Source organism: Halopseudomonas laoshanensis (assembly GCF_008365385.1).
GTDB classification, from domain to species: domain Bacteria; phylum Pseudomonadota; class Gammaproteobacteria; order Pseudomonadales; family Pseudomonadaceae; genus Halopseudomonas; species Halopseudomonas laoshanensis.
Map to the genome: position 1 here is coordinate 810,209 of NZ_QOVF01000002.1, position 18,215 is coordinate 828,423.

The 18,215-nt window shown below is 58.1% G+C and carries 14 protein-coding genes, 1 pseudogene and 1 riboswitch; of the genes and pseudogenes, 7 read left to right on the forward strand and 8 right to left on the reverse strand.

Going from position 1 to position 18,215, the window contains the following annotated elements; genetic code table 11:
* The first annotated feature begins 31 nt into the window (after nt 1–31).
* Together DT594_RS10210 and metK are read left to right on the forward strand one after the other, a co-directional pair.
* Complete coding sequence (locus DT594_RS10210; protein ID WP_149332560.1) at nt 32–1,054, forward strand: ArsR/SmtB family transcription factor; 1,023 nt, start codon at nt 32–34, stop codon at nt 1,052–1,054.
* On the forward strand, nt 1,051–2,235 hold the full coding sequence (gene metK / locus DT594_RS10215) for a methionine adenosyltransferase (RefSeq protein WP_149332561.1): 1,185 nt from the start codon (nt 1,051–1,053) through the stop codon (nt 2,233–2,235). The genes DT594_RS10210 and metK overlap by 4 nt, the downstream gene beginning before the upstream one ends.
* Nucleotides 2,236–2,244: 9 nt before the next feature.
* On the opposite strand, the gene DT594_RS10220 is transcribed toward metK, so the two are convergent.
* On the reverse strand, nt 2,245–2,712 hold the full coding sequence (locus DT594_RS10220; RefSeq protein ID WP_149332562.1) for a c-type cytochrome: 468 nt from the start codon (nt 2,710–2,712) through the stop codon (nt 2,245–2,247).
* A 107-nt stretch (nt 2,713–2,819) separates the two neighbouring features.
* Nucleotides 2,820–3,048: riboswitch (S-adenosyl-L-homocysteine riboswitch) on the forward strand.
* Nucleotides 3,049–3,069: 21 nt separating this feature from the next.
* On the opposite strand from DT594_RS10220, the gene ahcY reads away from it, so the two are divergent.
* From ahcY to DT594_RS10240, 4 genes and pseudogenes are all read left to right on the forward strand, one after another.
* Nucleotides 3,070–4,479: an adenosylhomocysteinase gene (ahcY, locus tag DT594_RS10225; protein ID WP_149332563.1), complete on the forward strand. Its 1,410-nt coding sequence runs from the start codon at nt 3,070–3,072 to the stop codon at nt 4,477–4,479.
* 75 nt (nt 4,480–4,554) lie between these two features.
* Complete coding sequence (metF, locus tag DT594_RS10230) at nt 4,555–5,403, forward strand: methylenetetrahydrofolate reductase [NAD(P)H] (RefSeq protein WP_096347032.1); 849 nt, start codon at nt 4,555–4,557, stop codon at nt 5,401–5,403.
* A 43-nt stretch (nt 5,404–5,446) separates the two neighbouring features.
* Nucleotides 5,447–6,214, forward strand: a complete 768-nt coding sequence (locus DT594_RS10235) for a substrate-binding periplasmic protein (protein WP_149332564.1) — start codon at nt 5,447–5,449, stop codon at nt 6,212–6,214.
* Nucleotides 6,215–6,326: 112 nt separating this feature from the next.
* Nucleotides 6,327–7,784 (forward strand): annotated as a pseudogene (locus tag DT594_RS10240) (DEAD/DEAH box helicase); the annotation flags it as partial.
* A gap of 159 nt (nt 7,785–7,943) precedes the next feature.
* Here DT594_RS10240 and pgaD read toward each other — a convergent pair.
* From pgaD to DT594_RS10265, 5 genes are all read right to left on the reverse strand, one after another.
* Nucleotides 7,944–8,429, reverse strand: coding sequence for a poly-beta-1,6-N-acetyl-D-glucosamine biosynthesis protein PgaD (pgaD, locus tag DT594_RS10245; RefSeq protein ID WP_096347030.1), 486 nt, complete (start codon nt 8,427–8,429; stop codon nt 7,944–7,946).
* Nucleotides 8,426–9,766, reverse strand: coding sequence for a poly-beta-1,6-N-acetyl-D-glucosamine synthase (gene pgaC / locus DT594_RS10250; protein WP_149332565.1), 1,341 nt, complete (start codon nt 9,764–9,766; stop codon nt 8,426–8,428). Before pgaC ends, pgaD begins: the two co-directional genes overlap by 4 nt.
* Nucleotides 9,763–11,769 carry a poly-beta-1,6-N-acetyl-D-glucosamine N-deacetylase PgaB gene (gene pgaB / locus DT594_RS10255; RefSeq protein ID WP_149332566.1) on the reverse strand — a complete coding sequence of 669 codons (2,007 nt, stop codon included), beginning with the start codon at nt 11,767–11,769 and terminating at the stop codon, nt 9,763–9,765. The genes pgaC and pgaB overlap by 4 nt, the downstream gene beginning before the upstream one ends.
* Nucleotides 11,769–14,171: a poly-beta-1,6 N-acetyl-D-glucosamine export porin PgaA gene (gene pgaA / locus DT594_RS10260; protein WP_178091498.1), complete on the reverse strand. Its 2,403-nt coding sequence runs from the start codon at nt 14,169–14,171 to the stop codon at nt 11,769–11,771. Before pgaA ends, pgaB begins: the two co-directional genes overlap by 1 nt.
* Before the next feature lie 292 nt (nt 14,172–14,463).
* Nucleotides 14,464–14,703: a hypothetical protein gene (locus DT594_RS10265; RefSeq protein WP_149332568.1), complete on the reverse strand. Its 240-nt coding sequence runs from the start codon at nt 14,701–14,703 to the stop codon at nt 14,464–14,466.
* 197 nt (nt 14,704–14,900) lie between these two features.
* On the opposite strand from DT594_RS10265, the gene DT594_RS10270 reads away from it, so the two are divergent.
* The gene (locus DT594_RS10270) at nt 14,901–15,626 is read left to right on the forward strand and encodes a DUF3617 domain-containing protein (protein ID WP_149332569.1); all 726 of its coding nucleotides are present in this window, start codon (nt 14,901–14,903) and stop codon (nt 15,624–15,626) included.
* Nucleotides 15,627–15,631: 5 nt separating this feature from the next.
* Here the strand turns inward: DT594_RS10270 and DT594_RS10275 are convergent, their stop codons facing one another.
* Together DT594_RS10275 and DT594_RS10280 are read right to left on the reverse strand one after the other, a co-directional pair.
* On the reverse strand, nt 15,632–16,813 hold the full coding sequence (locus tag DT594_RS10275; protein WP_149332570.1) for a CaiB/BaiF CoA transferase family protein: 1,182 nt from the start codon (nt 16,811–16,813) through the stop codon (nt 15,632–15,634).
* A gap of 160 nt (nt 16,814–16,973) precedes the next feature.
* Complete coding sequence (locus DT594_RS10280; RefSeq protein WP_096347023.1) at nt 16,974–18,158, reverse strand: acyl-CoA dehydrogenase; 1,185 nt, start codon at nt 18,156–18,158, stop codon at nt 16,974–16,976.
* Nucleotides 18,159–18,215: the final 57 nt, after the last annotated feature.

Sequence of the window (18,215 nt, forward strand, 5' to 3'; positions counted from 1 at the left end):
AGGCCTCCCCTTACCCACCTACACTGCCTGCATGAATCAGATAGCGCACATAGCGCCGCCCGCCTCCAGCGCCACCGAACAGCTCGCCACCTTCTGCAAGGCCACGGGCGACGTTTTACGCCTGGATATTCTGCGGGTGCTGCGCAATGACTCCTTCGGCGTACTGGAGCTGGCAAGAATTTTCGCCATGCGCCAGTCCGGCATGAGCCACCACCTGAAGGTGCTGGCCAATGCCGGACTGGTCAGCACCCGGCGCGAAGGCAATTCGATCTTCTATCGCCGCAGCCTGCCTGATACCAACCAGCCCTGGTTCGGCGTGCACAGCCAACTGTTGGGCGGTATAGATGCGCTGCCACTGGAAACGGCACTGGCCGAGGCGATAGCCGAAGTGCACAGCCAGCGCGCCGACCTGTCACGGCAGTTTTTCGCTCGCTTTACCGATGGCACCCCAGCCCAGCAGGATCTGATTGCCCACTTTGGCCTGTACCGCGAACCGCTGCTCGGCCTGATTGATAGCCTGAACCTGCCGGCCAATGCCCTGGCGCTGGAAATCGGCCCCGGCGAAGGCGGCTTTCTACCCGACCTGGCCAGCCGCTTTGAAAAAGTCGTGGGGCTGGATAACGCGCCCTCGATGCTCGACCGCGCCCGCCAGCAATGTGCCGACGCCGGCCTGAACAATGTCGAATGCCTGCTTGCCGATGCGCTGCAGCCGCTGCCGTTAGCGCCGGCCGATTGCCTGGTATGCAATATGGTGCTGCACCATATGCCCGCCCCAGCAGAAGCGTTGAAGCGTTTTGCCGGTCTGATCAAACCCGGCGGCAGCCTGATTCTCACCGAGCTATGCAGTCACAACCAGAGCTGGGTACGCGAAACCTGTGGCGACTTGTGGCTCGGTTTTGACCAACTTGACCTGAGCTATTGGGCCGGCGAAGCCGGACTAGTGCCCGGCAACAGTTTGTATATCGGCCTGCGTAATGGCTTTCAGATTCAGCTTCAGCAGTTCAGCAAACCACTTATTGAACACGTTTTCCCAACAGAAGGGACCGCAGCATGAGCGATTACTCCATTTTTACCTCCGAATCCGTCTCCGAAGGCCATCCGGACAAACTTGCCGATCAGATCTCCGATGCCGTACTCGACGCGATCATCAGCGAAGACAAATTTGCCCGCGTTGCCTGCGAAACCATGGTCAAGACCGGTGTCGCCATCGTTGGCGGTGAAATCACCACCAGCGCCTGGGTTGACCTGGAAGACCTGGTACGCAATGTAATTAAGGACGTCGGCTACACCTCCTCCGACGTCGGCTACGACGGCGATACCTGCGGTGTGATCAACATCATCGGCAAGCAGTCACCGGACATCGCCCAGGGCGTCGACCGTCAGAAGCCGGAAGACCAGGGCGCTGGTGACCAAGGCCTGATGTTCGGCTACGCCAGCAATGAGACCGATGTACTGATGCCGGCGCCGGTGACCTTTGCCCACCGCCTGGTGGAACGTCAGTCTGAAGTTCGCAAGGACGGCACGCTCAACTGGCTGCGCCCGGATGCGAAATCCCAGGTAACCTGCCGCTACGATAACGGCAAGGTCGTGGGTATCGACGCCATCGTGCTGTCCACCCAGCACAACCCGGACATCAGCCTGAAAGATCTGCGCGAAGCTGTGATGGAAGAGATCGTTAAGAGCGTGATCCCGGCCGAGCTGCTGCATGCCGACACCCAGTACCACATCAACCCGACCGGCAACTTCGTTATCGGCGGCCCAGTGGGCGACTGCGGTCTGACCGGCCGCAAGATCATCGTCGACACCTACGGCGGCATGGCTCGTCACGGTGGCGGTGCCTTCTCCGGGAAGGATCCGTCCAAGGTCGATCGCAGTGCAGCCTACGCCGGGCGCTATGTGGCCAAGAACATCGTCGCCGCCGGCCTGGCCGAGCGTTGTGAGATTCAGGTGTCCTACGCTATCGGTGTGGCGCAACCTACTTCCGTATCGATCAACACCTTTGGCACTGGCAAGATCAGCGACGACAAGATAGTCAAACTGGTCCGCGAGCACTTTGACCTGCGCCCCTATGCCATCACGCGCATGCTCGACCTGCTGCACCCGATGTATCGCGCCACCGCTGCCTACGGCCACTTTGGACGCACGCCGGTGGAGATGACGGTCAAAGGCGATACCTTTACCGCATTCCCCTGGGAAAAGACCGACAAGGCCGAGCTGTTACGCGCCAGCCTTTAACACTGAAGACTAACGGCGATAGCCGTCATGGCATGCTTTGCAGGCCTGCTGTACCGCCTGCATAGCACTAGCGACCTGCTCGGGACTGTCGACGCCCTTGGCAGCAATGAGGTTCAGGTCCGTTACGGCGGTCTGATACTGACCGATGCGCTCGGCGAAGCCGTCGGCGTCGGACCAGACTTCGGGCAGCGCAGCATTGGGCTGAGGATTGTTCTGGTCAGGTTCAGAAAAATGCTTCCAGGGGGCGTCGGCCAATCCGGCCAACTGCTCTGCATGGCCGGCGAAAGCTTCGCCATCAAAGGCCAGACGTCCTGCGAGCATGCCGCCCATGGGTTCGCTGTGCTGCAGAAATTGCTGGAACACGGCCTGGCGCTGGCCTTCGGGCGAATCCGGGTCGGCTTGCTGATTGCCACAGGCCGCCAGCAATAGCGACAAAGACAGGCAAGACAAAATTTTCAGGGTGGGGACTGGCTGCATGGTTTCTTCCCGAGGTGAGACAAAAAGCGGGGGACAGTATCACGGCTCCCGTTAAGCCGGCCAAGTACGCGCTGTTTCAGCATGTGCCTGACCTATCGATTTTGACCCCGCTCGAGGGGCGCTGCAGCGACCAGCAGCTTTTCTGCCAGCACCAAGTGCTTCCGGGGAGGCTCGGGGTCGGACCGTCGATGGCAAGGATGCCATCGATGAGCCTACAGGGACGTATTCACGGCGTGTCCGAACCCGAGCCTCCACGTGGGCACGATGCCAGCAAAAGGCAAAAGAGGTCGTCAGGCTCGAGCGTTGTCGTTAAAGAAACAACCGCGCCCATTCGCTAACTACGAATGGAGTAATCGCATGAGTGCTGTAATGAAAGACAAGAACTTTACTGACTACAAGGTTGCCGATATCAGCCTGGCCGACTACGGTCGCCGTGAAATCATCATCGCCGAATCGGAAATGCCCGCGCTGATGGCCATGCGCAACAAGTACAACGCCGAGCAGCCACTCAAGGGAGCCAAGATTCTTGGCTGTATCCACATGACCATCCAGACCGCCGTATTGATCGAAACACTGGTCTCTCTGGGTGCTGAAGTGCGCTGGTCCTCGTGCAATATCTTCTCCACCCAGGATCACGCCGCAGCTGCCATCGCTGCCGCCGGCGTTCCGGTCTTTGCCTGGAAAGGCGAAACCGAAGAAGAGTACGAATGGTGCATCGAGCAGACCATCCTCAAGGATGGCCAGCCCTGGGAAGCCAACATGGTATTGGATGACGGCGGTGACCTGACCGAAATCCTGCACAACAAATACCCGGCGATTCTCGACAACGTGCACGGCGTAACCGAAGAAACCACCACTGGCGTGCATCGCCTGCTCGACATGCTGAAAAAAGGCACGCTCAAGGTACCGGCAATCAACGTTAACGATTCCGTGACCAAGAGCAAGAACGACAACAAATACGGTTGCCGTCACAGCCTCAACGACGCCATCAAGCGCGCCACCGACCACCTGTTGTCCGGCAAGCAGGCACTGGTTATCGGCTACGGCGACGTGGGCAAGGGTTCAGCGCAGTCACTGCGCCAGGAAGGCATGATCGTCAAAGTCAGTGAAGTCGATCCGATCTGCGCCATGCAGGCCTGCATGGACGGCTTTGAGCTGGTCTCACCGTTCAAAGACGGCATCAACGACGGCACTGCCGAGTGCATCAACACCAACGTACTCGGCCGCATCGACCTGCTGGTGACCACCACCGGTAACGTCAACGTCTGCGACGCCAATATGCTCAAGGCATTGAAGAAGCGCGCGATCGTCTGCAACATCGGACACTTCGACAACGAGATCGATACCGCTTACACCCGCGCCAACTGGCACTGGGAAGAAGTCAAACCGCAGGTTCACAAGCTGCACCGCACCGGCAAGGACAACTTCGACGCCAGCAATGACGACTATCTGATCCTGCTGGCCGAAGGCCGCCTGGTTAACCTGGGTAACGCCACCGGCCACCCCAGCCGCATCATGGATGGCTCCTTTGCTAACCAGGTACTGGCGCAGATCCATCTGTTCGGTCAGGGCTATGCCAAGCTGTCAGCCGAGAAGAAAGCCGAGCTGCTGCGTGTTGAAGTACTGCCGAAGAAGCTCGACGAAGAAGTCGCATTGGAAATGGTCAAGGGCTTTGGTGGCGTGATCACCAAGCTGACCAGCAAGCAGGCCGACTATATCGGCGTCAGCGTCGACGGTCCGTTCAAGCCGGAAGACTACCGCTACTAAAATCAGCGACAGGCCAGGGCATCAAACTTCACACGAAGTCTGATGCCCTGGCCTGAAGCTCGCGTGAGACAGAGCATGAGTATAGAAACAAAGAAACCGGTGAGTTTTGAGTTCTTTCCCACCAAAACCGAAGCCGGACACGAAAAATTGATTGCTACCGGCAAGGCGCTGGCAGCAGAAAACCCCGAATTTTTTTCGGTCACCTATGGCGCTGGCGGGTCTACCCGTGACGGCACGTTGAAGACCGTATTACAACTGGATCAGGAAGTGCAGGTGCCTACCGCCCCGCATCTGTCCTGTGTTGGCGACAGCAAGGAAGATCTGCGCAGCCTGCTGACCTTGTACCGCGAATCAGGCATCAAGCGTATCGTCGCACTACGTGGCGACCTGCCCTCCGGCATGGGCCAAGCCTCTGGTGAACTGCGCTACGCCAACGAGCTGGTCGAATTTATCCGTGCCGAGACCGGTGATCACTTTCATATCGAAGTGGCCGCCTACCCCGAAGCCCATCCCCAGGCCCGGCATTTTGAAGCGGATCTGGAGAACTTCATTCGCAAGGCAAAATCCGGTGCAGATAGCGCCATCACCCAGTACTTTTTTACCGCCGACTGCTATTTCTACTTTGTCGATCGGGTGCGCAAGGCCGGGGTGGACATTCCGATTGTGCCGGGCATCATGCCGATCACCAATTACAGCAAGCTGGCGCGCTTTTCTGACGCCTGCGGCGCTGAAATTCCGCGCTGGATTCGCAAGCAGCTTGAGTCCTACGGCGACGATAGCGAAAGCATCGCCGCATTTGGTACACAAGTAATTACCGAATTATGCCAACGTCTGATTGACGGCGGCGCGCCAAGCCTGCATTTTTATACTCTGAACCAGGCAGAACCGAGCCTGGCCGTATGGCGCAATCTGCACGGCAAGTAATACGGTTCAAGCGTTCCATCAGGCATGAGTGCAAAACGACCGTATGAAGCTGTTCTCTCTGACGATACTGCTCTGGCTGATGGCTTGCATGAACGTGCAAGCCGGATCAGTGCATATTGTCAGTGAGGATTGGCCACCCTTTATTTACGCAGAAGACGGCGAGATAAAAGGGGCCGACAAAGACATTACCGAGCAGGTGCTCAACCAGCTTGGCTACCAGGTAACCTGGCAACTGATGCCCTGGCGACGGGTACTGCACGATGTAGCGACCGGGACTGCCGATGCGATTCTGGACATAGCTCCGCACGAGGATCACCAGGACACATATCTGTTCACTGGCGAGCCGTTATCCAGCCACGAAACCGTGCTGTTCCATGATCTGCGGCGTCCTTTCGCCTTCAATGATCTCGGCGACCTAAACGGCTTGGTGATTGGCGTATCCCCTGGCTACCTATACAACAATCCCGAATTCATCGGTTCAGACGCCTTCTTCCGCGAGCCCGCGCCCAGCTTCGAAGCCAATTTCCAAAAACTTCTGCGCGGCCGTGTCGATCTGGTGGCGATGAGTCGCCCGGTCGGCATTTACACCAGTCGCACGCTAGGCATCGAAAATCAGATCAGTTTCCATCGGCAACCACTGAGTAGCAGCGATTTTTATCTGGCGTTTCATCGTGCGGAAAAATGGCAGGACCCCAGTGAGCAGTTTTCCCGGGCATTACGGGAGTTCAAGAAAACCAAGCAGTACCACGAAATCCTTCAGGAATACGGCCTTCAGTCCGATGACGGTTTCTTGAGCCTGGCAACCCCCTAACCGCCGGGCAGACCGCACTGCGCTGTAGCGCGCTTTCTGTTATACTCCGCGCTCTTCATTATCGGCCGCACGGACAACCCCTGTTCGCAACGGCCATCACAGGGTTATCTGAATGTCCTTTGCTACTCTCGGTCTCTCCGACGTGCTCGTGCGCGCCGTTGCTGCCACTGGTTATACCTCTCCTACTCCCGTCCAGGCCCAAGCCATCCCCGCCGTACTTGAAGGTCGCGACCTGATGGTCGCCGCTCAAACCGGTACCGGCAAGACCGCAGGCTTTGCTCTGCCGATCATCGAAAAGCTGTTCCCTGGCGGACACCCCGATTCTACCCACCGTCGCGCGCCGAAACAGGTTCGCGTACTGGTACTGACACCCACGCGCGAACTGGCTGCTCAGGTGCATGAAAGCTTTGTGACTTACGGCGGCGAGCTGCCAATGAAAACCGCCTGCATTTTCGGCGGTGTGGGCGCTAACCCACAGATGAAAGCCATTGCTCCCGGCCTGGATGTGCTGGTTGCCTGCCCCGGTCGCCTGCTGGATCTGGTCGGCCAACGCGCCGTGGATCTGTCCAAAGTAGAAATCCTGGTACTCGACGAAGCTGACCGCATGCTCGACATGGGCTTTGTGCATGACGTCAAGAAAGTCATCGCCAAGCTACCCAGTCAGCGTCAGAGCCTGCTGTTCTCGGCAACTTTCTCGAAAGAGATCACCGAGCTGGCCAACAAGCTGCTGGACAATCCGGCGCGGATTCAGGTTACCCCGCCTAACACCACGGTCGAACGCATTTCACAGACGGTTTATCGTGTCCCTGCCGGCCACAAACGCGCGCTGGTTGCTCACTTGATCACCATGGGCGCGTGGGAGCAGGTACTGGTCTTTACGCGTACCAAGCATGGCGCCAACCGCCTCGCCGAGTACCTGGACAAGAACGGCCTGCCCGCTGCAGCGATTCACGGCAACAAGAGCCAGAGCGCTCGCACCAAAGCCTTGGCCGACTTCAAGGCCAACAAGCTGCGTATTCTGGTCGCTACCGATATCGCCGCACGCGGTCTGGATATCGATCAGTTGCCACACGTGGTCAACTTTGAGCTTCCCAATGTTTCCGAAGACTACGTGCACCGCATCGGCCGTACCGGTCGTGCCGGTCGCAGCGGCGGCGCCGTGTCGCTGGTCAGCCCGGACGAAGAGAAACTGCTCAAGGCCATCGAACGCATGACCAAGCAGCAGATTGACGAAGGCACGCTGGAAGGCTTTGAGCCACCGGCGCAGGGCGAACTGAACAGTGATCGTCCCGAACGTGCGCGCGGTGCGCCCAGTGCCGGCCGAGGCCAACGCCCCGCCGGTAATGGTGCAGGTGCCGGTCGTGGCCAAGGCCGTAGCGACAAACCGCGCTCGGAAAAGCCACGCAGCGACAAGCCGCGTAGTGATCGCCCACGCAGCAACCAGCCACCGCGTGCTGCTCGCCCCAATAGCGAGCCACAGGACAGCGTGAGTGAAGAGCGCCGGCATCAGGCTCACGGCAACAAGGCTGCGCCAAGCACGCCGCGTACTGATAGCCCGCGAAAGCCAGCTGGCAATCGACCACAGCGTGAAAAACCTGCACTGTTTGGCCGTTAAGCCAATCTAGCTGCAAAAAAAACGGGCCTTGAATGGCCCGTTTTTTTATCTTCCAGTTCTCCAGCAGCCGGCCCAATCGGATGTCGATTCGGCTGGCGCACCTTTACTATTGCATCAGGTGCGTTCGCCTACCAACTCCGGCTTTGCCTGCTGCTTGCGAGCGGCATAGTGCTTGTTCAGGTCCGGCATCTCCACCGATAACAAGTGCCCGTCTTCATCATTATGGACGGTCAGCACCTGCTGCTCCTGGAGCAGCTTGGTCAAGCGCGGGTCCACCCCGAAACTGCTCGAAAGGGTTGCATCACTCATAATTGGCACGCGCTTACGGCGCTCGAAACCGGCTGCCTGCTTTCTGCGATAAGTCGCCCAGATACTGAGGATACAAGCCACCAACAGACTCAGGACCAGATACAACAGCAAGCTGTCCAGCCCCGATAGGAGCTGTGTACCCATCTCGATTCGCGGTCCCTGCTTTTGATCGTCGATCAAGTCGATAATGCCGTTGTACATCAACCAGATGAACACCACCCAGGCAATAACCGTCAGGATGATATCAACCAGGCGGGGCAACCAGTGCCGCGGCGTATGTATCAGATTCATTTTTCGCTCCTCGCAATACCGCGGTCCGGGCTAATCCAGCGCGCGCGTTCCTGCCGCGGCCTGAGCATGACTCTTGGAAAGCTCGCTAGGGTGGTGAACAACGTGATGGTCCAGAACACCAGCGGGTACCAGATAACCCAGAACAGCGTGCGCCCGAGCTTCTCCTCATAGCGACGCTCAATGAACAGGCTAAGGCTGAATTGCATCAGGCAGACAGAGGCCAACACCAGACCGGTGAACCCTGGCGGTATGATGCGCACCACTTGCAGGCTCTCGGGTAGCACGAAAAACAAGCCCAGTGCCCACAGCACAACGGTGATGGCGAAGGTGAAAGCCCATACCGCCGAGAGACAGAATTCGATCAGCAACGGCCACATATAGCGGAAACGCCATTGCCAGATACTGGCGATATTCTTGCGCAACACCTCGGCGCCGCCGCGTGACCAGCGCAAGCGCTGCTTCCACAAACCGCGTAGCGTTTCCGGCATAAGGATCCAGCACAGTGCCCGCGGCTCATAGAAAATCGACCAGTGATCGAGCTGCAACTTCCAGCTGATGTCGATATCTTCGGTGATCATGTCCGGGCTCCAATACTCGACCCGGTCCAATGCACTGCGGCGGAACGCCGCGACCACACCCGAGACCGTGAACACCCGGCCATACACTCGCTGCGTACGCTTGATCAAACCGATAATCGAGGAAAACTCGCCGACTTGAATACGCCCGATCAACGTGGAGCGCGTACGAATCCGGGGGTTACCGGTCACTGCGCCCACACGCGGATTCTCAATCAGTGGCGCGACCAGATAGGCAACGGCGTCTTCGGCTAGCAGAGCATCGCCGTCAATACAGACGAGATATTCGCTGCGCGCAGCCAGTGCACCCATACGCAAAGCGACGGCCTTGCCCTGATTCTTGGCCAGATGCACCACGCGCAAATGGGGATTTTGCTCGGCAAGCTGATCCAGCAATTCACCTGTGTCATCGCTGGAGCCGTCGTTGATCGCGACCACTTCGATGTTCTCATAGCGCTGCGCTAGCGCCGCCCCAACGGTTTCCGCCACGCGCGGGCCTTCGTTGAAGCAGGGTATCAGGATGGATACCAGCGGATTGCCCACTAACTCGGGAGCAGGCACGTCACCATCGCGCGACCAAGGCCACTTGCGCTCCCAGTTCAACCAGAAGAACAGCCCCCCGGCTATCCACAATGCAGACATCAGCAGCGGGTAGAAAAACACGAAGTTAAGCAGCAATGTGCCGGTGATGGCCAGGGCCAGGGCCAAAGGGCCCAGCAACACCAGCACTAACACCAGAATGGCAATGATCCGTTCTTTCATCGCTGGGTACTCCACGCATTGGACAATGCAGGGCGTATCAGCTCAAGGCGCGGATTATCAGTATGGAAATCATCCGGGTAGTAGCCGAAGTGACGTACTCCCTCCCATTGCAGACGATGCATCCATCTGACCAGCAGCTCGCTATCGATCGGACCTTCCTTACCCACGCGCCAATCGCGGGCCTGCAATTCAAAGATGGTTTTGTTCATCGCATCAGGGTACTGCTTGACCTGTAGCACCAGACGCGACAGCCAGGCGTCGGAATCTGCTTTGCTGACCCCTTCCATCAAAGGCATCGCCATGATGGCGGTCCAGTCATAGTTGTTGAGGAAGTCATGCATGTTCTGCGCGAACCAGGCCTCGCTTTCCGGCTCGAGGATCGGCATGGCAAATATGTTCCGGGCCGTCTTCACCTGCGGCCCGCGAATGGCCTTGACCTTATCCGCCAGCTCCAGCGTGAAATCGATCAGGTACTGGCTCTTGAAACGCGTCCAGGCAGCCATTTGCTCCGGATCAGACCGCAACGCATTCAAATCCGAATGCAAACCTACTGCCGCATAGGCCTCCCGTGCGGCACTACCGGCATCTTCAAAATCCGAAAGCAGCGCATCATCATGGAACAGCAGGCCCTGAAAACTTGCACTTGCGGCGAGGTCTTCATATATCTCGCCTACCTGTTTGCGCACCCTGGGATCGAATGGTGAAAGCCGCTGGTACTGCACCGGGTTCACTGCCGCCTCACTACCGCCGGCAGCGTCAATCGCGGTCACCCTAGGCAGCGCCGGATCCAGGTCAAAACTCAAGACCGGCATCCAAGCAAAGACATCAACGCCCGCCCGGGTACGCAACTGCCAGGCAGCGCGATTAAACAAGTCAGCACGCATAGGCAAGTGACGGTTGGGGAAGTACAGCTCCTTGACCGTGCCGTCGCCGGTGGGATCAGCGTAAGCCTGCAGAAATACGGTATTGATGCGCAGATCGGCGATACGCTGAATCAACACGCCCAGGTTAGCCTCCATCTGCACCGGGTCGGGATCATAAACGTAATCCAGATCCACATGAGCAATCCGCTTTGCCGCGGTATTCTGCATACCGCTGACGGCCGCAGCGAAGCTTTGGGTGCTGGGATCTTCCCCGATCAAATAACGCCCGGTATCACGAAGGTTCTGCACCGTCGCCAAACCACCTTCCAACGTCATCGCCATCTGGTAGCCGTTCTTGTCTATCACTTCCAGCGCCATGCCACTGGCAGCGCCATACGGCCATACCCAGACCCGCGGGCTGCGCCCGGTGACCTCACGTAATTTCTGACTGATCCGCTGAACATCGGTATTCAACCGGGTCTTATAGGCCTCGACTGTTTCGTACTGACCGGTGGCCGAATCATATTGGCGATTGGCCGCTGCAGGCAGCATGTTGCCCTGCACGTTAGCCAGCGTACCGAAGTGCAGGTTATCGGTATGAGCTGCAATTTCGACCAATCCCGAGTCGGCTATCTCGCGAATGTCCGCGCGGGTGGCGAAACGTTCACGCGGTACGGCAAGACCGCCAAAATCAACCGCCTGATCGGCCGGCGTATCCATCCAGGCACCCACCGGTGCCAGCACGGCGGGCCACTGATAGGCTCTGAGTACCGGCAGCACCCGCTCCCGGAAACTGCTGAAGCCGTCATCGAAGCTGAGCAACACAGCCTTTGCCGGGAGATCCGCGCCGCCTTGACGAGCCTCAAGAATCTGATCGATAGAGACGGCCTGATAGCCGTTCTCGCGCAACCAGGCAAGCTGGTCGAGCATGTTCAAGGTGCGCACTGACAGGAAGGCGTTGTCCGGATTGGCATCCTGCACATCGTGGTAGACCAGCGCCAGAACATGGTTCTTTGGCCATTCAGCTTCCCCGAGTGCTTCCGGTCGATCCTGCGGGGCGGTGAAAGGTATCGTCTGTTGCGCACAAGCGGCACTGAACAACAGGGTCAATAACAGGAAAATTCGACCGAGCACTATCATCACAGTCCCTTGAATCGGAAGTTGACGTCGAGGACAAGCCGGTATTCCTGCTCGCGATCCCCATCATAGGGTCTGCTCAAGGCAGACAGCAGGAAGCCACTATCAAACACATCATTCATGCGTAGACGCTGCCCATAACCGAGCAAACCCATGCCGCCGCCACCGAAGTCGCGCTGATCGTAATATCCCAGGCCGAACTGCAGATCCTGACTCCAGACCGTCTCGTAGCGACGATGCAGAATGTGCGACAGATTCAGCGTAGAGAGCACGCTGGCATCCGACTCCGGGTTGAAGTACGGGCCTTCGCCGCCCTGGCTGTTGCGGCTGGTGGATAACTCCAAACCCGCGTCGAGGATCATGCGGGGGGCGGTAAATACCCGCTGACTGCCGTCTAGCACCAGGCTCAAGCGGTCGTTACCGTCACTGAAGGACATCGGCAGGACAGTCAGGCTGACTTCCCGCCGCTCGCTTTCACGCCAGCGCGCGTAGCCCGTGAGGCTGTCTGCGTCGATGTTGCTGTTCAAAGCACGAAGTGGCGTTGATGCCGACAGCAGTTCAGCTGACCAGCCGTACTGCCAGACATCACTGGCATCGTGGACACCCGACAGCCTGGCGCCCGCGCGGCGGCCAAAGCCAAATTCGTGACTGGAGAATTCAGCCTCCAAGGTGTTGTTGCGTATGCGGTGCTCGATACCGGCACGCAGCCAGTCGTGATCCGCATCACCCTCTTCGAACTCACCGCGGCCGATACCACCGCCGGCGAACACCCGCCAGTCTTCCTTGAATGGCGAGCTGTACACTACTGTTTCCAGGCCAAAGTCGCTGCCGCCAGAAACGCTGTCTTCATCGCTTTTGCCGCGATACCCGGCAATCCGCAACTCGGCCATGTGATGAACGTCGCGCAAGCGGTCTACGCGTTGAGCACGAAGATTTTCCGGAAAGCGCTCAACCAGGTCGTCGGCCAGCACATCAGCTTGCCGCCATTCCTGCAGCGTCAGGGCATTCAGGGCCTGGCCCGCTTCGACGTCTACGGTTCTGGGCGCAGTGTTCTCAGCAATCTTCAACTGCTCTTCAGCGCGCCGTGGCCAACCTCGGGCGGCATAAACGCTGGCGCGGCTGGTGCGCAATGAGACGTTGCCTGGGGCAGCGTCGGACAAGCTATCAAAAGCCTGCTGAGCTGCCGGCAAGTCGTCACGGTAAAGAGCGTTATTGGCGACCAGAATCTGACTGTCGAGCCATTTATTGTTCGGCCGTCCCTCGGGTACGCCCAGAGGATAAATGCGTTCAGGCTGCGCCTCGGCCAATTGCTTGCTGAGCCGATCAGCCTCTTCCAGCTCTTCGCTTTCAATCAATGCGTAGTACAGGCTTTGGTGATCACTCAACCAGCTCTGGTCCTTGTCATTGCTGGCAGCAATGACTTCACGGTACAGCTCGGCAGACAGTTCAGGCTGGCGTAGATAGAGCATGGCACTGGCGGCCCAGCGCAACGCATATGGCGGCAGGGCGACCTGCATGTCTTTCAGTGCATAGTACTCATCAACAACACCTTGCATGTCCACTCGGGCATGCAAGGCGCCCATACGGTCAACCCGCACACGAATGACTTCGGCCTGAGCTTCGGGCAAGGCTTCCCACTCTTGCATCATTGCGTCAGCCTGAGCCAGTGCCCGGTCGGCAATCACAAAGCGCTCTGATTCGGAACGGGTTGAGGTGTCGGCCAAGCGCACGCGCTCAGCCAGAGCGTCGGCGCGCATGATGCGGAGCTCCTCGTCGCCGAGCAGTTCAGGATGCTGCTCGGCAATGCCCAGAGCCAGCACCGGCAGACCCGCGCGCTGCAGCGCGAACAGATACTCGCGCAACACATCGCGCCGGCCGGGGGCCAATTTCCACGCCCGGTCATACTCCGCCAACGACGCATGCTGCTGCCCGTCATGCATCAATGCATAACCCAGTGCCAAGCGCGCTTCCAACTGTTTGGGAGCCTGTTCAGTCCAAACCCGGGCACGCTTGATCGCAGCCGGCGTTTGGCCCATATCGGCCATGGTCATCAACTGCGCCTGCAGCAGATCGGCTCGAGCTGGCGCTAGAGAGCGGGCTAGCAGGAAGCCATTCACCGCCTCTTCCCACTCGCCGCGATTGCGCCGGGCACGCGCCATTGCCGCTACGGTATCGGGATTTTTTGCATAGAAAGCGGTATTGGACTGATAGAGCCGCAACACTTCGTCGTCTTCACCAGCCCAACTGGCTATCAGTAGAAGATCTGTTTGCTGAACCGGGGTCAGCGAGGGGAGTTGGCGCAGGTAGTCCAATGCAGGCTGCTGGTCGCCAAGGCGAGCGCGTTCTATCAGATCAACATAAGCCTGATCAGCCCAGACAAGACTGGAGCCCAAAGTCAAACCCAAGGAGAAACAGCAAGCAATAACTCGCCTCCCTGCTAAGTTACTGAGCAAATCGGTCACTCCTTTTGTAACGCGCAAATACAGCAAAGAGCCATGCACGACGATCCGTGATGGCTTATTAGTATCAAGACAATACTATAGTATTATTAATTGTAACGCGGAATGATACTAAATTGACGCTTTATTTATTTAGGGCCGCATAAGACATTTTTTTGGCGCCCAAAACAAAAAGAGCCGCCAAAGCAAGGCGGCTCCACTGCAGGATTAGACAACCTGCTGTTGACGCTAGTGCAACTTATTCTTCCAGCAAGGTAAGCGCTTCGCCGAGCACCTCTACCGATTCGCTGTGTTTACCCGCCTTGTGCAGACTTTCACCCTCAGCGCGCAATTCCTGAACGCGCTCCAGAACCGCAGGATCCGCAGGTGGATTGCTCTCAAGCAAGGCATCAATGCGCTCCATGTCGGCAGGGCAATGCATGGCAAACAATGGCGTACTCAGTAAGGCAGTGACGAAGAATATGGCAATGCGGCGCATGTAGCGTACCTCCGTTAAAATCAATGGATAGAAATAGCTCCGGCTAAAGTATAGACAGTTTACGGCCAGCGGCACCCTGCGTAGGCCATGCCACCACACACAGGGAAATCACCAGCTATAGTTATCAGGCGGGATGCTACCGACGCAGCCCCGAAAGACGTGCAAAGACAAACACGACGATAAAGGAGCATCCAGTGATGCACGTAAAGCATGGAATGTTTCGGCCTGACGCGGCTCGGCCTGACCTGGCTCGGCCTGACGTGGCTCGGTCAGAAGCGGCTCGGCCTGGTTTGGCGCTGCCTATTGCATCAAGATCTGCCTTCACTTTACTGCTGCTCGGTCTATGGAGTACCGGCCTGCACGCGCAAAGCATCTCGCCACAGCCGGAGCCCGGCTTATGGCGCAGCGAAGCGACTACCTTGATCAACGGCAAGGATCTGCAGGCAGCCTTGCGCTCCGCCCAGGACGATATGTTCAAGGACTTACCGGAAGAGCAACGGTCGATGTTGCGTGAAGCGCTCGGCGACCCACCCGAGATAGGTGTGGGCATGGAGTGCATCAGTGCCGAGGACGCGCGCAATCTCACCAACCCCGAGAAGCTGATCGACAGCGCCCGCAAGGACATGCCCGAATGCACATTGCAAGCGGAGGAAGCCAGCGAGTCCAGCCTGCGGGTGGTCGGCAATTGCACCGGAAGCGACGGTTTTAACGGCGACATGCATGGCGAACTGACCATGGTCAGCCCGCGAGAAATGCGCACACGTTTCACCGGTCAGGGGGTGATGCAGCTAGACGCCGAGCAGGCACCGGAACATTTGCAGCACGTGGCCACCGGCGAGCCGGTGAATATTGAGCATAGTGAGAAATCCACCTGGGTCTCGGCGGACTGCGGCGCCCTGCAATCCTCTGAACTCAACTACTGACAGGATCACTGGGCTACCAGCCATTCACGCAGGACCTCCGACCCATGCTGATCCAGCATGGGTGGTGGCAGGCGATAACTGACAGGCGTTCGCGACAGGCGAATCGGATTGGCGACCAACTCCAGCTCTCCGGACAAAGGGTGCTCCATCCTGATTTTCAAGCCACGCGCCTGCACCTGCGGATCAGCGAACACCTGTTCCAGGTTATTGATCGGACCACAGGGCACACCAGCCTGCTCCAGATCAGCAATCCATTGCGCAGTGGTACGAAATACCGTGACCTGTCGTATCAGTGGAATCAACTCGACCCGGTGCGCAACCCGCGCGGCATTGCTGGCAAATCGACCGTCCAGAGCCCACTCAGGGTGGCCAGCGACGCCGCAGAACTTGGCAAACTGCGCATCATTACCCACCGTGAGAATGAAATCACCATCGGCCGTGGGAAAATCCTGATAAGGCACGATATTCGGATGCGCATTGCCCATGCGCCGCGGAGACTGGCCGGTAGTCAGGTAATTGAGGCCCTGATTGGCAAGACAGGCAACCTGGACATCCAACAGCGCCAGATCGATGTATTGGCCTTGCCCGCTGCGCTCCCGTTCGGCCAGCGCAGCCAGAATCGCGTTGCTGGCATACAGCCCGGTGAGAATGTCCGTCAACGCCACGCCAACCTTGACCGGCCCAGCCCCCGCCTCATCATCCGCGCGGCCGGTAACACTCATCAAACCACCCAGACCTTGGATCATGAAGTCGTACCCAGCGCGCTGGGCATAAGGCCCATCCTGACCAAAGCCGGTGATAGAACAGAAAATCAACCGCGGATTGATCGCCTGCAGACTGGCGTAATCGAGCCCATAAGCTGCCAAACCACCAACTTTGAAATTCTCGATCAGCACATCCGCGTGCTTTACCAACTCTCGCAAGCTCTGCTGCCCCTGCGGCTGGGTGAAATCGATTGCCAGTGAGCGCTTGTTACGGTTGGCCGACAGATAGTAGGCCGCTTCCGAGGTGTCTCGTCCCTGCGTATCCTTGAGATACGGCGGCCCCCAGGCACGAGTATCATCGCCCATCACCGGTCGCTCGATCTTGACGACGTCAGCGCCTAGATCGGCCAGCATCTGCCCCGCCCAGGGGCCAGCGAGAACACGGGATAAATCAAGAACTTTCAGACCGGACAGTGCGCCCATAACAGCAGCTCCAGACAACCAGCTTGCTGAAGAGGCAAGCTGGCCGTGCGAATTGAGGAAAGTCTAACCAATGCAAACAACAAGGCGCCCCTGGAGAGCGCCTGAAAACCAATAGATCAGCCACGACAAACCGAGCCCTGGGCCCGGTTTGCCTATACCCTCAGAAGAAAGCCTGAAGGCCGGTCTGCGCACGACCCAAAATCAGCGCATGCACATCGTGAGTGCCTTCATAGGTGTTGACCACTTCCAGGTTGACCACGTGACGGATGACGCCGTACTCGTCGGAAATACCGTTACCGCCGAGCATGTCACGGGCAACGCGAGCGATATCCAGCGACTTGCCGCAGGAGTTGCGCTTCATCATCGAGGTAATTTCGACCGCCGCAGTTCCTTCATCCTTCATGCGACCCAGACGCAGGCAGCCCTGCAACGCCATGGTGATCTCGGTCTGCATGTCGGCCAGCTTCTTCTGAATCAGCTGGGTCTGCGCCAGCGGACGGCCAAACTGCTTGCGATCCAGGGTGTACTGGCGAGCGGTGTGCCAGCAGAACTCTGCAGCACCCAGAGCACCCCAGGAAATACCGTAGCGCGCGGAGTTCAGGCAAGTGAACGGACCTTTCAGGCCGGTGACGTTCGGCAGCATGTTCTCTTCGGGCACAAACACATCTTCCATCACGATCTGGCCGGTAATGGAGGTACGCAGACCTACCTTGCCCTTGATCGCCGGAGCACTGAGACCTTTCCAGCCCTTCTCCAGAATAAAGCCGCGAATCACGCCGTCATCAGTCTTGGCCCAAACGACAAAGATGTCGGCAATGGGACTGTTGGTAATCCACATTTTCGCGCCCTTGAGCGAATAACCACCGTCCACTGAACGTGCACGGGTAATCATCGAGCCCGGATCGGAACCGTGATCAGGTTCGGTCAGACCAAAACAGCCGATGTGCTCGCCGCTGGCCAGCTTGGGCAAGTACTTCTGTTTCTGCTCTTCACTACCGAATTCATTGATCGGCACCATAACCAGTGAGGACTGCACACTCATCATGGAACGGTAGCCGGAATCAACGCGCTCTACTTCACGGGCGATCAGACCGTAGCAAACGTAATTCAGCCCGCTTCCGCCGTACTGCTCAGGAATAGTCGCACCCAGCAGACCCAGCTCACCCATTTCGCGGAAGATCGACGCGTCAGTGTTCTCATGGCGAAACGATTCCAGCACCCGCGGCATCAGCTTGGCGTTGCAATACTGCGCGGCAGAATCACGCACCATGCGCTCTTCTTCAGTCAACTGAGAATCAAGCAGCAGTGGATCAATCCAGTTAAAACTAGCTTTGGAATCGGCCATGGGAACTCCGTAGTGATATATGAGGTAAGCATCGTGGAGATGCTATCGAGTGGCAAT